This is a genomic window from Streptomyces sp. NPDC088732 (assembly GCF_044751205.1).
In the GTDB taxonomy this organism is placed as follows: Bacteria; Actinomycetota; Actinomycetes; order Streptomycetales; family Streptomycetaceae; genus Actinacidiphila.
On the sequence record NZ_JBIVLI010000025.1, the window covers coordinates 24,085 to 37,232 of the forward strand.

Consider the following 13,148-nt stretch of genomic DNA (forward strand, 5'->3'; position numbering starts at 1 on the left):
TAGTCACCCCACCCCGGGGCACCTCCGAGACGGAGGGGCGACTTGTAGTCACCCCTGTGGATAACCCCGCCGAAGGGGTGACTTCAAGTCACCCGGCGACTTCAAGTCCGGACAGGGGTGACTACAAGTCCGAGGAGGGGCGACTTGAAGTCACCCAACCCTCCCCAGTAACCCGCACCACAGAACCCCCCCGTCCCTCCGTAGGTTCCACGCAGCAATCTCCCCTGGGCACGGACGGAGAGATGGACGGCCAGCCCGCCCAGATCCGTACGCGCCAGCAGCAGACGAACGTCGTCGAGCGGACTCGGGGAGTGGAGCTGCTGCTGGGCCTCGGCTACGAGCGGCCGGAGCTGCTGCTGACCGGGAAGGTCCTTGCGGACCAGGCCGCGATGGTCGACGGGCTGCTCGCCAGTCAGTGGCCGCGGGAGATGATCCTGACCGCGTTGCTGCGGCCCCTGCCGCCGAGCACCCGGTCGGTGGGCGCGGTGATCTCCAGGCGCCTGCAGGACCTCGCGGTGACCCCGGTGCCGCAGCCTGTGGCTATGCCTGAGCCGCGCAGCCCGGAGGGCGGGGCCGGGTACTGGGAGCGGTACGAGGACAGCAAGGCCTCGGGGGTCTGGCTCCCGGACGCGATGGCGTCGGGTGAGGGCCTGGACACGATGGTGCGCCGCCGTACGCGGTTCGAGGAGTGCCAGGAGTGCCGGGACCCGGTTCTCGACGGCCACGGGTCGGGCCTCTGCCCGCAGTGCCGCGGCTGGGTGAAGTGCCCGCTGTGCAGCAAGTTCGTGCCGTCGGGTGAGGCCTGCCGGGAGTGCGAGGTGCGGCCGGACGAGGTGGAGTTCGAGTCGTGCCCGGACCACGGGGACCGGTTCGTGAAGGGCACCTCGTGCTTCCTGTGCGGCACCGGTCGGTGAACGGCGCCGCCCGCCCCGGGATGTCCGGGGCGGGCGGTCAGCCTGCTTCGCGCAGGCGGTTGGCGGTGCCGGCGACGGTCTCGGCCAGGTCGCGGGTGGAGTACCAGGCGACCGGTTTGCCGTCGGTGCTGTCGATGACGGCGTGCGCGAGGAGCTTGCCGTGGTCACGCATGTTGTCCTCGGGGCGGTGGCCGACGACGAAGCGGCCCTCGTGCTCGTCGTCGCCGCCACCGATGTGTGCGAAGTGCTCCGCCATGCGGGCCGCGGTGTCGTCGTCCCGGGCGGGGGGAGGGCGGTTGCTGTCCGGGGCCGGCAGGTCGTCGATGCCGAGTTCCTGCAGCACGGCGGGGAGGGTGCCCAGGCGCCGGCCGATGATGTACGCGTTCTGTTCCTCGAGCGTGCCGGCCTGCCGGTTGCCCAGGAGGGTGTACGCGGCGCGCAGCTCCTCGAGCGCCTGGCGCTCGGCGCCCCGGTCGCCTCGGTCCCGGGCGGCGCGGATGTGCTGGCTGAGCTGCTGTGTTGTGGCGGCGAACATGTCGGGCACGACGGGGTTCCTACCCAGGGCAAGGCGGCGCGAACAGGAGCGGACATCATGGTTGTTAACGGGCCAGGGCCCCAGTCTCCCTAGCTGCTCTTGTGCCCGCAAGGCCGTGCCGGGTGCCGGGAGCCAGCAGGGGAAAGATGGGCCCTGGCCCGTTAACAGAATGATCAGAGAGCGCTTGCGGCACCTGGTCTGTACGGCCCCAGGTGGATCCGCTTGACGAGGCTGGCACCCTCGGTCCGGCGCACCAGCAGCACACCGCGGCGCCGGCCGGTGCGCACCACCGTCGTCAGCACCTTCCCCGGCAACCCTTGCTCACGGACGTGCCGGGCCGCATCCGGCATCTCGATCCACTGCCCGTAAGGGAAGCGCATCAAGGCCTCGTCGATCGCTCTCGCGCCGGCGGGTGCGGCCGTGTCCATCGGGTGCTCCTTCGCTTCGGGGCGGCCGAGTTGCTCTCCCGGCCAGGGCTGCCAAGCCGAAAACGTTACAGTACAGCGATAAGAGTGGTCCACCCCTTCCCCCGCCAACCCAGAACCCGGGCATGCCGGTTATGCTGCCAGCGCGCCACTGCGGAAGACGATCCTCCACGGCCCTGATCAGGTCACTGGCCCGTCCGACACCGCAAAGCCGGCGCACTACCGGCACATGGGGGGCCTGACGCCGTGACCAAAAGTTCAGAGGACAACGAAGCACTCTTCGCCCGTGCAGCGGCCAAGGGGCCCGACGCCGAGGAGGCCATCACCGTCTTCTTCGCACGCATGAGCCCCACGGTCGTGAAGTGGGTGAGCATGTACATCCACGACGCACACTCGGCCGAGGACGTCGCGCAGGAGGTCTGGATGAAGATCTCCCAGAACATGGACCGCTACACCCCGGGCACCAACCTGATGGCCTGGATGATGACCATCACCCGCAACACCTGCTACGACCACCTGCGCGCGCAGCAGCGCCGCCCGGTCGAGCTTTTGCAGCCCGACAACCTGCAGTTGGACCAGCCGCGGCCCGGCATCACCCCGCACCAGTACGCCGAGCAGCGCGCCCTGGCCCAGGCGGTTCGCAGCCACATGGATAAACTGCGGCCCGAACAGGCGGAATGCATCCGGCTAAGGTTCACCGCCGGATGCACACCGGCGGATACCGCCGCAATTATGGGCAAGACCGAGGGGGCCGTGAGGACACTCACGGTACGGTCTCTGCGCAGGCTCCGCGAGGTACTCCCCGAGGGGGAATCCTCCACCGAGCTGATCGAGCATTTGCTGACCGTCGCGGTGGGCAGGGCCGAGGACAGAAGCACAGTGGATGGCGTTCGGGTGGAAGCTGCACGGGAGAGGGCCCCGCATCATGTTGCGACGCAACGATAACCAGGTATCAGAACGCCTGGAGCGGGCCCTCAGCGGCGGCCCGATACCGCACGACGAGGAAACCCGGAGCCTGCTTGCCGTGGCCGGAGCCCTTGCCGGCCCGACGGTCCGCAGCAGCGCTGCCCGCACCAAGCAGACCCAAGACGCCATGCTCCTCGCGTTCCGGCGCTCCATGAATCCGCAGACGTCCCGCGACGACGCCGGCAGCAGCGACGGCCTGGAGGAGACCGAGCTTCACCGCCAGGAGGCGGAGCTGCCCGGCGGCGGCCGGCTCGTGGTCTCCGACATCGAGGAGATCAGCCCCGCGCGCCTGGAAGAGGCCCGGTCCCAGTTCGCCGCGATACTCGAGCGGCGCTCCAAGGACTCCCACAGATGACCGAGTCGTCCCTCGAAATCTTCGTCGGCCAGTGGCCTGTCGACGGCGCGCACACCCTTCACAAGGGCGTTCACTCCCTGTTCCTGCGCCCGCAGAGCTTCTCCACGGCCGTGCGGCACGTCCGCAACGTGCTGCCCGACATCACCCTGGAGAACGCGGAAAGGCTCGTCCGGGAGAAGTGCCCGGAGTTCAAGGACTTCGATGACCTCCTCGGCGTCTACGACCTGCCGGTCCCCAGCGTCGACAAGGCCCCGCCCGCCGCACCGGTCGTGGTCGCGCCCCCGGCGCAGCCCAAGCGGCTCCGGCGTCAGGCCATCATCGCCGCGGCGCTGTTGCCCGCGCTGGCCGCGAGTTGGGCCCTGGGCCGGTACACCGGATTCGACGTCGCACCGGCCAGCGACGCGCAGGCGACTGCTCCTGACGTCACGCCGACCCCGACACCGCAGGCCCCCGACGACGCGGACAACCCGTTCACCGGGCCCAAGTTCACGGCCTTTGCGCTGGCGAACGACATAGATTGCCGCCCGATCACCATGCTCGAGGCAGAGTGCACCGACGCGGACGGCATGGTGATGTCGACCCGGGCCGCGGCCGGCCCCGACAACACGATCTTCGTGTTCTCGTACGGCCAGGAGCGGATCAACCTGCGGGTGTTCTTCGACCCCGACAACGCCGACACGTGGGTGCGGCAGAGGGCGACGAAGGAGCTGAGCCCGCACCTGCAGCAGCACGGCCGGTACGTGCTGTGGGGCACCGACGCCACGCGGATCAAGGAGTACGGCGACCTCATCGACGATGCGGCCAGCCAGAACAACGCGCGTGGCATGGGCGGTGAGGCGCCGCTCCCGCCGCGCCTTGCCGCGCTCACGCTGGGCACGCTGGGCCTGGACCAGACCGACGTGGACGCCATGTTCGCCGGGTACGACACTGCCGCGCCGGTCGCCCCGCGGGTGGTGGCGGCCCGGATGGTGCTCGGTCTGCTGCCGGACCAGCCGTATGGCATGCCGTGGGACGACCCGGACGACATCGTGGCCATCGCGGTCGGTATCGACCTGCCGCCGGTTGCCACGCTCCCGGCCGATCCGCCGACGGAGCCGGTGACGATCCCTGTCGTGCTTCCGACCGAGCCGACCCCTCCGACCGTGCCGACGGAGCCCAGCACCCCGCCGGCGACCGCGGACCCGCGGCCTCCGTCGACGCCGCCCGCGCAGACGCCGAGCAGCCCCCCGGCCACGTCGGACCCGAGCACCCCGTCGACGCCGACGGAGCCCACCACGCCGCCTGCCACCTCGGACCCGAGTCTCCCGCCGACGCCCACGGACCCGGGCACGCCCACCGATCCGGGTACGCCCACGGACCCCGGCACGCCGGGCGACCCGACGCCCACGGACCCGACGACACCGACGGACCCCGTCCCGGACGACCCGGGCACGCCCGGAGGCGAGACACCGAGCGATCCGGCCCCCGAGGACCCGGCGCCGACCGATCCCGCCCCCGACAGCCCCACGACCGAGCAGCCGGGCGACGGAACGCCTGTCCCGGACGATCCCGACGGCGTCGACGACCTGCTGATCCTGGCATCCGCGTGGACGGTCGCCTGCTGAAAACCCCGAAGGGGCCCCCGGCTTGATCCGGGGGCCCCTTCGTCGTCGCGTGCCGCGGTCAGAACGGCGGCTCTTCCCCGTCCGTCGCCCACGGGTCGCCGCCGCACGTACCGCTCTGCGGCGCGCCGCCGGCCGGGCGGGACGTGCCACTGACCCGGTTGATCGTGGCGGTCGCGCTGCGCAGGCTGGCGCCGACCTCGTCGACGTCCAACTCGTAGACGGTGCGCTTGACGCCGTGGCGGTCGTCGTACGTCCGCTGCTTGAGCCGTCCCTGCACGATGACGCGCATGCCCTTGCGGAGGGACTCGGCGACGTTCTCCGCGGCCTGCCGCCAGACCGAGCAGGTGAGGAACAGCGCCTCGCCGTCCTTCCACTCGTTGGTCTGCCGGTCGAACGTGCGGGGGGTGGAGGCGACGCGGAACTTCGCCACCGCGGCGCCGGAGGGGGTGAAGCGGAGTTCGGGGTCGTCGACGAGGTTGCCGACGACGGTGATGACGGTCTCGCCTGCCACGGGCGGGCCTTTCGTGAGAGCGGCCGGCCCGCGGGTGCGGGCCGGCCGGATGGGTCAGGAGAACAGCAGCGCCCAGGTCTTCGGGCCGGGGATGCCGTCGGCGTCGCCGCGCAGCTCCGCGTGGTCGAGTTGAAATGCCCGGACGGCCTGCCGGTCGGAGTCGGTCCACTTCGGGCCGGGGCCCTTGCTGTAGTGGTCGCCGTAGCCCTTCTTGACGAGCTGCTGTCCGAGCTGGGTGACGTGGGCGTTGTTCTTGCCGGGGCCGAAGAAGCTGGCGCCGGGGAACGGCGGGCGGGGCTTCACGGCCTTGCTGGGCAGGGTGCCGAGAAGCTTCTTGAGGGACGTCTCGCCGGGGACGCCGTCCGCATCCGAGCCGGTGAGCCCGAGGCTGTGCTGGTAGTCGGCGTAGTTGAGGGTGTCGGCGTCGGACCAGTCCGGGCCGGGGCCGGACTTGTAGTGCTTGCCGAAGCCCTTGTGGACCAGGGCCTGCCCGAGCTTGGTCACGTGGTCGCCGTGGGCGCCGTAGCCGTAGACCAGGCCGTTGATGGTGACCTGGTAGCGGGCCGGGGTGGTGGCCCCGCCGCCCGAGCCGGTGCCGCCGCCCGGGTGCGGGGGCTCGACGTGGTCCCCGGCCGGCATGCCCGCCTTCACCCAGGCGTACAGGATCTTGCCGGGGCAGTCGGTCGCGAAGCCGTCCTTGTGGCCCTTCTTGGCGAGCTTGTGGCCGGTCTTCTCGCACGCCAGGTCGTACAGCGCGCGGCACGTCGCCAGGGCCGCGGCGCTGGGCTCCTGGTCGCCGCCGATGGCGATCTGCACGCCGATGCCGGAGATGTTGTGGTCGGGGCAGTGCGCGCCCTGCAGGTTCCAGCCGCGGCCCTCGTAGGCGTTGCCGGCCTGGTCGACGACGAAGTTGTAGCCGATGCCCGCCCAGCCCTTGTTCAGGTGCTCGCGCTCGATGGCCTTCGGGATGTCGTTGCCGGTGCGGGTGATGTGGGTGGCACCGTCGTAGTGGACGAAGAACTCGGTGCGCTGCGACAGGTCGATGTGAGACGGGCTGCCGTTCCAGGGCTCGGCGCCCCACTGGGAACGGGAAATGATGGTGACCATGGTGGTGCCCTCCCGGGTTGGGTGATCAGGGAGGGCACCGTGCAGGGCGCAGGTGGTTAACGTCGCGCGCTGCCCGCGGTCAGCCGTCGACAACCTCGGCGTCGACGACGCTGCCGTCCTCCAGCTCGGGGAACTCGACCGCGAACAGCGACTTCTCCAGCCGTTCGCCGAGCGCGAGCAGGTCAACCGGCGCGTCATCCGAAGTGGCCGCCCCGCCCAGGCCCGTGATCTCCAGCGCGATGACCGCGTCCTTGCCGTAGTGCTCGCGGTGCTGCCGCTCGAGGTACCACGCATCGGCGCGCCAGTCCGGGGCCGTGCGGTCCTCGGTGACCTCCTCGACGACCTCGCTGGTGACCGGGTCGCGGTAGCGACGGGTGACGACCTTGGTGACGATCCCGCCGTCCGCGACGCGGCGAATGTTGGCCATGGCCCGGGTCGCGGCGGTCGCGCGCGCGGTGCGGACTTTCTCGTACAGGGCCGCGTACTCGTCCTCGTCCGGGTCCGGGTCGGCGCCCGACTCGCGGGCCTCGACCTCGGCGCGGCCACGCGCCATCCACGCCAGGAAACTGCTGCGGGACACCCCGGCCATCTCCGCGGCCAGTTCGACGGCCACACCGGTGCGGGAGGCCGTGACAAGGCGCGCCTCGACCTCGTCGGAGAGCAGGCGTGGGCGCCCGCCGGCGGGCTTGTGGCGGTCCTTCCGGTGGGGCTTGCGGCGTGTGGACATGGGGGGACCTCTGGGAGGGGTCAGCGGCCGTTGGAGAACATGTGCCCGCAGGCCGGGCACGTGGTGTGGGCGGCGCGGCCGTCGTCGTCGGGGCTGAGCCCGTCGTCGCCGGCAGCGCCGTCGTCGGGCAGGTGCAAGGTGGCCGGCTCGTCTTCCCGGCCGCCTCCGGGCAGGGTCTCCGGGTCGACCTGGCGCAGCAGGTCGTCGATCTCGTCGTGCGGGATGGCCAGGCTGTCGAACAGTTCGGCGTCCTTGGTGGCCAGGTCCTCCAGGACCTCGGCGAACTCCCGAGGGTCCCAGCCGCCCTGCCCGGGGAGGCGGTTGAGCTTGATGGCCAGGGCCTCGGCCTCGGCGTCGTTGCGGGAGGACCAGCCGCGCAGGAGCGGTACGAGCCATCCGCCGTCGTTGTCCAGGACCACGCCGCCGGGCAGCGCCATGCCGCGCGCCTGCATCTCGATCAACGCTTCACGGCGGCCGTGGCCGTGGAGCACGCACTGGGTGCGCTCGTCGGCGACGGGGACCTCGACCAGGCCGTGCATGCGGATCGCATCGATGAGCAGCTCCAGCTCGTGCCGCTTCGGGTTGCGTGGTGCCGGCGTCAGGTCGGTGAGCGGCACGTAGTCGATGAAGCGCGGCGGCCTGGCGATCGTCTCGGTCACGGTGCGGTCCTCTCCCATACGTCGGTGTCGGCGACAGGGGAAGGCTGCGAGCCCGCGGACTCCTACCGCGGCGCCCCGCCTCGCAAGCGGGGCATGCCGTCATGGCCGGTCTTCCCCTGCCGCCGTGCCGATGCCGCCCCCTTCCGGAGGGGACGGCGCCGGGGTTCTGTCGCCGCCGGTGACGTCACCGGAAGTGGCAGAACCGGGCGTGAAGTTAAGGGTCGGAGCCTCTTACGTCGCCCTCTCCCCACGCGCCTCTCATTGCTGTACTATTCGTTTCGGTTGGGAGAGCGACCCAGCCACCTGGGCCTAGGTGTAACAAATTTCGGCCGCTGTCGTAGCTACAGGTACGGCGCCTCCGAGACACCCCGCCCGGGATGACCCAAAACCCGGGCCTTGGCGTCCGGGGAAGGAAGGAACACCGATGGCGAACCACGCCACCGACGGCACCCAGGCCGAGCAGCCTGCCGAGTTGCCCCTCGACCAGCTCGGCCTGCTCGGGGCGGTCGCCCGCATGCTCAAGGACCAGAACAACGGCACCATCCAGCCGCACGTCAACGCCCCCCTCGAGCGCCTGAGCGAGGCCTTCGAGAGCGGTCAGACGCACCTGGCGATCAGGGTCGGCGACGAACTGATCGGCACGTACAAGGTCAACACGACCAACCCGCGGTTCGTCGTCGACGACGAGAAGGTGTTCGACGCGTACGCCGAGGCCCACGACGGCATCGAGGTCATCATCCGGCGCAGAGCGTCGTGGGAGGCCGGAGTCCTCAAGTACGCCAAGCGGGACGAGGAGACGGGCACCATCATCGACAGCCGCACCGGTGAGGTCATCCACGGCCTCCGGTACGAGCCGGGCGGGCAGCCCACCGGCACCGTCACGTGGACCTGGGCGGAGAAGGACGCGGGCCGTATCCGGCTGTTGAAGGCGGTTCAGCGCGGGGATCTCAACTACCTGCTGCGGGCCAGGCCGGAACTCACAAGCGGGCCGCAGCCCGCCGCCGAGACCGCCTAGCCGACCCGCCCCGGGCCCGGCCCCCTGGCGGCCGGGCCCCTCCCCCGAGGGACCACCACACGATGAACACCACCCAGCACGCGGAGCTTCAACCAGCCCTTGCCTCCGGCATATCCGACCGGGCGTTCCGGCTGTACTGCGCACTCGTCCTGACCACCACCGGCGAGTGGACCGCGATCCCGAAGGTCGCCGCCGAGTGCCGCATCACCCCCCACCAGGCCCGAGGCCCGCTGACGCAGCTCGTCGACAAGTCACTGATCGAGAGGGAACGGGTCTACGAGACAGGCTCCTCCGGCCGCAAGACCTGGCACACCTACGTCCGTCTGATCGAGGACGCCACCGAGGTGCGTGAGGCCGCATGAGCCGCCGACCGATCAACCGCACCGGTGTCCGCGTCAACCGGCGCCGCCACTACGTCCACATCGACTCCACCACCGTCCGGGACCTGCGCCTGTCCTACCGGGCACTGGGGTTGCTGACGTACCTGCTGGACCAGGTCGAGGACTGGCAGGTCCGCTCCGAACAACTCAGCCACGGCGAGGGCCGCGAAGGACGCGACGCCATCCGCAAGGCACTGCGAGAACTCGCGGAGTACGGCTACTACCGGCTGGAGCGGCGGCGCTTCCGAGACGGCACTCAGTCGATGGGTACCGCGGTGTCGGAGTACCCGGTCGAACAGTGGGCCGCCGACTTCGTCACTTTCGGCGGGAAGGCCGTCCCGGTCATCGAGCAGGAGGACGGAACGTTCCTGGTCAAGTACCCGGACGGCACGCTCGGCTCCGACGGCTTCGAGCTCACCCCCGGCAATGCCACCGAGCAGGCCCCGGCCGACGAGGACCAGGCCGAGACCGAGGAGCAGGAAGAGACCGAGGAGCAGGAGTCCCCCGCGGCGGCGCCGGCCGCGCCCCCCGCCGCGAAGAAGGCCGCGGCCAAGAAGACCGCCGCGAAGAAGAAGCCCGCCAAGGAGAAGTCCGAGGAGGAGAAGGCCCTCGACGAGGCGGCCGACGAGGTCGCGGACTGGTGGTGGGGGCACGCCGAGAAGCACTTCGGCAAGTACGTCGGCCAACGCGGCGGGTTCGTCGCCATGCGCAATCAGGTCCGCAACGCCCTGGAGAAGGGCTACACCAAGCAGGAGTGCGCAAAGGCCCTGCAGCACGCCCGTAAGCACTGGCCCAGCGCCCAGCAGTGGCAGGACGCGCTCGCCTTCATCACGAAGGGCATCGGGCCCCGGCCGCGCGACGGCCGCGTCCCGTACAGCGACTCCGCGACCTGGGGCGACCAGGCCACCACGCCGCCCGGCAGCACCCCCAGCACGACCGCAGACGACAGCGACGACGCCACCTTCGGCGTTATCACGGACTGACCGAGAGGAGAGCGAACCCGATGACGGCCGCGATCGACGACATGCCCATCCCGAAGGCACGGGAGCCGAAGCCCCTGGTCGAACTCACCGACCGCGTCCTCGACGCGCTGCGCCGCGGCGGCGCGGACCTGTCCCAGCTCGGCGTCCCCGCCCAGCAGGAACCCGAGGACGGTCTGTGGGAAGACGTCTCGGTTCCGCAGGCCCGCGCCCGCAAGAACATCTGGATCAACAGCATGCGTGAGGCCGCACAGGACGAGTACCTGCGGTTCCGGCTCGACGACCTCGACCCGAACCAGAAGCCGAACACGCTGCGGGCCTGGATGGGCTCCCTCGTGGAAGCCAAAAAGCGCCGGGCCCGGCCCGAAGTCCTGAACATGATCGTGCCGGGCAACATCGGCACAGGGAAGACCACCGCCCTTGCGGCGCTGGGCAACGAGGCCAGCGAGACCGGACTTCTCGTCAGGTTCGTCAAGCACTCCACGTACCTGTCGTACTTCCGCTCCGACGGCCGCCCCGACAACATCTCGGCGTACCGCGTCCGCAAGGACCACGTCGAGGCGGACCTCCTGATCCTCGACGAACTCGGCGGCGAGATGGACGCCTTCGCCACCCCGTTCGTCCGGGAAAAGACCTCCGAGCTGATCGACGCACGGCTCGGTGCCGGCCGCGCCACGGCGCTCTCAACGAACCTGCGCAGCCGCCGCACCCCAGAGCACCCCGGCATGGGAGTCGTCGACATCCTCGGCGAGCGCCTGTTGTCCCGTCTCGAATCCCGCGCGCACCTGGTCAAGATCACCGGACCGGACCGGCGCAAGCCGGCCAAGCCTCTGGACTGGTGATGAGCCAGACCTTCTGCACATGGTGGGAGGACGAGCACGGCGGCCGGTACCTCGTGCCCGGCTGCATGGCCCGCGTCGACAACCCCGACATCGACGAGTGCTCGTGCCCCTCGGTCGAGACGCAGCTCACCAAGGCCCAGGGCCGGATTGCCGAACTGGAACGGGAGCTGCGGGGACTGCGGTCCTGGCATGACTGCATCGTCCGCGCCGTGCATGACCACTCCGACGGCAAGAGGATCATGAAGACCGCCGCCGGCCTCCGCCCGACAATGCAGCCGAATACCGCCGAAACTACTGGGGTGTGAGCAACAGCCAGGCACTGCGGAGGCAGGACCATATATCGTTTGGTCGACTCGGGAGGCCATGAGCATAAGCCGCCCGGGAGGACCCGAACGGAAGGAATGGTCTTGCCGAAGCTGTCTTTCCCCCGTGCTCGAAAGGGAAGCAAGCCGAAGTCGGTCACGGATTCCGGCGTACCGCCGCTCACCAAATGGGAGCGCTTTGGCGCCGCGCTGACCGCGCTGGGCGGGGCCGCCGTCGGCGGACTCGGTTTCTACGCCTCGTTCGACGCCGTCTCCGCCAAGGCCGCACAGTGGGGCTTTGACGAGCCGTGGGTGCTCCCCACCGCCATCGACTCGGCCATCCCCGTGTTCACGCTGGCGTACCTCTTCCTGATCCGTATGGACATGACGCTCGCGTGGGTGCGGTTCGTGGCCTGGGGCCTGAGCCTGATCACCTGCGCCCTGAACGTCGCTTCCGGCGAGTCCCTGTGGGCGAAGGTCGCGCACGGGTCGATGTCGCTGCTGTGGGTCGGGGTCTCCGAGATCGCCGCCCACATCTACGCCGTGCGGATCGGCGCCGCGACCGGCCGGCGCCGCCGCCTGGACAAGGTCCGTATGGCGCGCTGGCTGCTGGCGCCGGGGTCGACGTTCGCCATGTGGCGGCGCATGAAGCTGTGGGAGCTGGCGTCGTACGACGATGTCCTGCAGCTCGAGCAGGAGCGGCTCGTCTACGAGGCCCAACTGCGGGGTAAGTTCGGCCGTGCCTGGCGGCGCAAGGCTCCCGTGGCGTCCGTGCTCCCGCTGCGCCTGGCGCGCAACGGCATCCCGCTGGCCGACACAGCCGCGGCGGGCCTGGCCGCGGCCGGTATCGAGCTGCCCGGCATGAGCCCGCTTCCGGCACCGGCACCGGTGCCGGTGACGGTGGCCATTCCCGCTCAGCCCAAGCCGCTTGCTGCCGTCCCGGCCGCCCAGCCGCAGCCCCGCGCAGTGACCGCGACCCTCCCTGCCCCCGCCCCTGCTCCGGCCGCAGCTCCCGCGCCGGCACCGGTGCCCGCTCCGAGCCCGACCCCCACTGGCGGACCGACCCCGCTCACCGAGGCGGGCGTCTACGCCATGGTCAAGGACGCGATCCACGCCGGCGACGCGGAGCGCTTCAACACCGGGGACCTGACCGGGGCTGCCATCGGCCGGGCCATGGCGCAGACGGCCCAGAACGGCCGCAAGGTCCGCCGCCGGCTGCTCTCCCAGTACGCCGCGGAGACGGGCCGGGCCCTGCCCGCCAACTTCACGGTCGAAGACGTGATGGCGGGACAGCCGTAAGGCATCCTGCCCCTACCCATACAGTCGCGGCGGGCGCCCACCCAGGGTGCCCGCCGCCTGCATGATCGGACCCAGCCATGACACCGGAGATCCTCGCCCGGATCACCGCCGCCCGAACCGCCCGCGACCTGTCCGACCTCGCCCGCCAGGCCGTCGGCATCACCGCTGCGGACATGAGCCCTGCCGAACGCCTCATCGCTGCCAGGCGCCTACGCAAGCTGGCGGCCGACTTCGTCGACTACACCGTCATGGCGGAAGCCTTGGCCGGCACGCCGTGGCCCGAGATCGCCGAACCCCTGAGCCGCCGTGACCCGGGCACCGTGGAAGGCGAGTACGCCGAATCGGTGGCCGACTGGCAGGCGATGCCCGAGGACCAGATGACGGCCGCGGCCGAGGGCGCGGAGGATTTGGATGCCTGGTACGCACGGCACCAGGAAGACACCGACCCGACGTCTGAAACCCCTGTGACTGACCTACTCAACAGGCGTTGACCTGGGGCCGCATACCGGTAGGATGGTACAGCGGTG

17 protein-coding genes are annotated in these 13,148 nt (G+C 70.6%); 11 read left to right on the top strand and 6 right to left on the bottom strand.

Going from position 1 to position 13,148, the window contains the following annotated elements:
- Nucleotides 1-242 precede the first annotated feature (242 nt).
- Nucleotides 243-914 carry a hypothetical protein gene (locus ACIP9H_RS33535; protein WP_401962963.1) on the top strand — a complete coding sequence of 224 codons (672 nt, stop codon included), beginning with the start codon at nt 243-245 and terminating at the stop codon, nt 912-914.
- 37 nt (nt 915-951) lie between these two features.
- Here the strand turns inward: ACIP9H_RS33535 and ACIP9H_RS33540 are convergent, their stop codons facing one another.
- Together ACIP9H_RS33540 and ACIP9H_RS33545 are read right to left on the bottom strand one after the other, a co-directional pair.
- Nucleotides 952-1,458 carry a hypothetical protein gene (locus ACIP9H_RS33540; protein WP_401962653.1) on the bottom strand — a complete coding sequence of 169 codons (507 nt, stop codon included), beginning with the start codon at nt 1,456-1,458 and terminating at the stop codon, nt 952-954.
- Nucleotides 1,459-1,622: 164 nt separating this feature from the next.
- Entirely contained in the window at nt 1,623-1,877 is a 255-nt protein-coding gene (locus ACIP9H_RS33545) for a hypothetical protein (RefSeq protein WP_401962655.1), read from the bottom strand.
- A gap of 243 nt (nt 1,878-2,120) precedes the next feature.
- Here ACIP9H_RS33545 and ACIP9H_RS33550 point away from each other — a divergent pair, with 243 nt between their 5' ends.
- From ACIP9H_RS33550 to ACIP9H_RS33560, 3 genes are all read left to right on the top strand, one after another.
- Nucleotides 2,121-2,819 (top strand): RNA polymerase sigma factor, encoded by a 699-nt coding sequence (locus tag ACIP9H_RS33550; protein ID WP_401962657.1) that lies wholly within the window; start codon nt 2,121-2,123, stop codon nt 2,817-2,819.
- 79 nt (nt 2,820-2,898) lie between these two features.
- Nucleotides 2,899-3,195 carry a hypothetical protein gene (locus tag ACIP9H_RS33555; protein ID WP_401962659.1) on the top strand — a complete coding sequence of 99 codons (297 nt, stop codon included), beginning with the start codon at nt 2,899-2,901 and terminating at the stop codon, nt 3,193-3,195.
- Nucleotides 3,192-4,799: a hypothetical protein gene (locus ACIP9H_RS33560; protein WP_401962661.1), complete on the top strand. Its 1,608-nt coding sequence runs from the start codon at nt 3,192-3,194 to the stop codon at nt 4,797-4,799. The genes ACIP9H_RS33555 and ACIP9H_RS33560 overlap by 4 nt, the downstream gene beginning before the upstream one ends.
- A 58-nt stretch (nt 4,800-4,857) precedes the next feature.
- On the opposite strand, the gene ACIP9H_RS33565 is transcribed toward ACIP9H_RS33560, so the two are convergent.
- The 4 genes from ACIP9H_RS33565 to ACIP9H_RS33580 all read right to left on the bottom strand — a co-directional run bounded on the left by ACIP9H_RS33565 (nt 4,858) and on the right by ACIP9H_RS33580 (nt 7,803).
- On the bottom strand, nt 4,858-5,310 hold the full coding sequence (locus ACIP9H_RS33565) for a single-stranded DNA-binding protein (protein WP_401962664.1): 453 nt from the start codon (nt 5,308-5,310) through the stop codon (nt 4,858-4,860).
- 54 nt (nt 5,311-5,364) lie between these two features.
- Nucleotides 5,365-6,417: a peptidoglycan-binding protein gene (locus ACIP9H_RS33570; protein ID WP_401962666.1), complete on the bottom strand. Its 1,053-nt coding sequence runs from the start codon at nt 6,415-6,417 to the stop codon at nt 5,365-5,367.
- A 79-nt stretch (nt 6,418-6,496) separates the two neighbouring features.
- Nucleotides 6,497-7,144 (bottom strand): hypothetical protein, encoded by a 648-nt coding sequence (locus ACIP9H_RS33575; RefSeq protein ID WP_401962669.1) that lies wholly within the window; start codon nt 7,142-7,144, stop codon nt 6,497-6,499.
- Between the two features lie 20 nt (nt 7,145-7,164).
- A complete protein-coding gene (locus ACIP9H_RS33580) occupies nt 7,165-7,803 on the bottom strand; it encodes a hypothetical protein (protein ID WP_401962672.1) in 639 nt (212 codons plus the stop codon).
- A 424-nt stretch (nt 7,804-8,227) separates the two neighbouring features.
- On the opposite strand from ACIP9H_RS33580, the gene ACIP9H_RS33585 reads away from it, so the two are divergent.
- The 7 genes from ACIP9H_RS33585 to ACIP9H_RS33615 all read left to right on the top strand — a co-directional run bounded on the left by ACIP9H_RS33585 (nt 8,228) and on the right by ACIP9H_RS33615 (nt 13,112).
- Nucleotides 8,228-8,818, top strand: a complete 591-nt coding sequence (locus tag ACIP9H_RS33585; protein WP_401962675.1) for a hypothetical protein — start codon at nt 8,228-8,230, stop codon at nt 8,816-8,818.
- A gap of 62 nt (nt 8,819-8,880) precedes the next feature.
- The gene (locus tag ACIP9H_RS33590) at nt 8,881-9,180 is read left to right on the top strand and encodes a hypothetical protein (protein WP_401962676.1); all 300 of its coding nucleotides are present in this window, start codon (nt 8,881-8,883) and stop codon (nt 9,178-9,180) included.
- Nucleotides 9,177-10,181 carry a hypothetical protein gene (locus ACIP9H_RS33595; protein WP_401962679.1) on the top strand — a complete coding sequence of 335 codons (1,005 nt, stop codon included), beginning with the start codon at nt 9,177-9,179 and terminating at the stop codon, nt 10,179-10,181. The genes ACIP9H_RS33590 and ACIP9H_RS33595 overlap by 4 nt, the downstream gene beginning before the upstream one ends.
- A 20-nt stretch (nt 10,182-10,201) precedes the next feature.
- Nucleotides 10,202-11,020, top strand: coding sequence for an ATP-binding protein (locus ACIP9H_RS33600; RefSeq protein WP_401962680.1), 819 nt, complete (start codon nt 10,202-10,204; stop codon nt 11,018-11,020).
- Complete coding sequence (locus ACIP9H_RS33605) at nt 11,020-11,325, top strand: hypothetical protein (RefSeq protein WP_401962681.1); 306 nt, start codon at nt 11,020-11,022, stop codon at nt 11,323-11,325. Before ACIP9H_RS33600 ends, ACIP9H_RS33605 begins: the two co-directional genes overlap by 1 nt.
- Before the next feature lie 102 nt (nt 11,326-11,427).
- Nucleotides 11,428-12,621, top strand: coding sequence for a DUF2637 domain-containing protein (locus tag ACIP9H_RS33610; protein WP_401962683.1), 1,194 nt, complete (start codon nt 11,428-11,430; stop codon nt 12,619-12,621).
- Nucleotides 12,622-12,698: 77 nt separating this feature from the next.
- The gene (locus tag ACIP9H_RS33615) at nt 12,699-13,112 is read left to right on the top strand and encodes a hypothetical protein (RefSeq protein ID WP_401962685.1); all 414 of its coding nucleotides are present in this window, start codon (nt 12,699-12,701) and stop codon (nt 13,110-13,112) included.
- Nucleotides 13,113-13,148: the final 36 nt, after the last annotated feature.

Coding starts and splice junctions, on each gene's coding strand:
- ACIP9H_RS33535 (WP_401962963.1), top strand. CDS start 243: ATGGACGGCCAGCCCGCCCAGATCCGTACGCGCCAGCAGCAGACGAAC.
- ACIP9H_RS33545 (WP_401962655.1), bottom strand. CDS start 1,877: ATGGACACGGCCGCACCCGCCGGCGCGAGAGCGATCGACGAGGCCTTG.
- ACIP9H_RS33560 (WP_401962661.1), top strand. CDS start 3,192: ATGACCGAGTCGTCCCTCGAAATCTTCGTCGGCCAGTGGCCTGTCGAC.
- ACIP9H_RS33570 (WP_401962666.1), bottom strand. CDS start 6,417: ATGGTCACCATCATTTCCCGTTCCCAGTGGGGCGCCGAGCCCTGGAAC.
- ACIP9H_RS33575 (WP_401962669.1), bottom strand. CDS start 7,144: ATGTCCACACGCCGCAAGCCCCACCGGAAGGACCGCCACAAGCCCGCC.
- ACIP9H_RS33585 (WP_401962675.1), top strand. CDS start 8,228: ATGGCGAACCACGCCACCGACGGCACCCAGGCCGAGCAGCCTGCCGAG.
- ACIP9H_RS33590 (WP_401962676.1), top strand. CDS start 8,881: ATGAACACCACCCAGCACGCGGAGCTTCAACCAGCCCTTGCCTCCGGC.
- ACIP9H_RS33595 (WP_401962679.1), top strand. CDS start 9,177: ATGAGCCGCCGACCGATCAACCGCACCGGTGTCCGCGTCAACCGGCGC.
- ACIP9H_RS33600 (WP_401962680.1), top strand. CDS start 10,202: ATGACGGCCGCGATCGACGACATGCCCATCCCGAAGGCACGGGAGCCG.
- ACIP9H_RS33605 (WP_401962681.1), top strand. CDS start 11,020: ATGAGCCAGACCTTCTGCACATGGTGGGAGGACGAGCACGGCGGCCGG.
- ACIP9H_RS33615 (WP_401962685.1), top strand. CDS start 12,699: ATGACACCGGAGATCCTCGCCCGGATCACCGCCGCCCGAACCGCCCGC.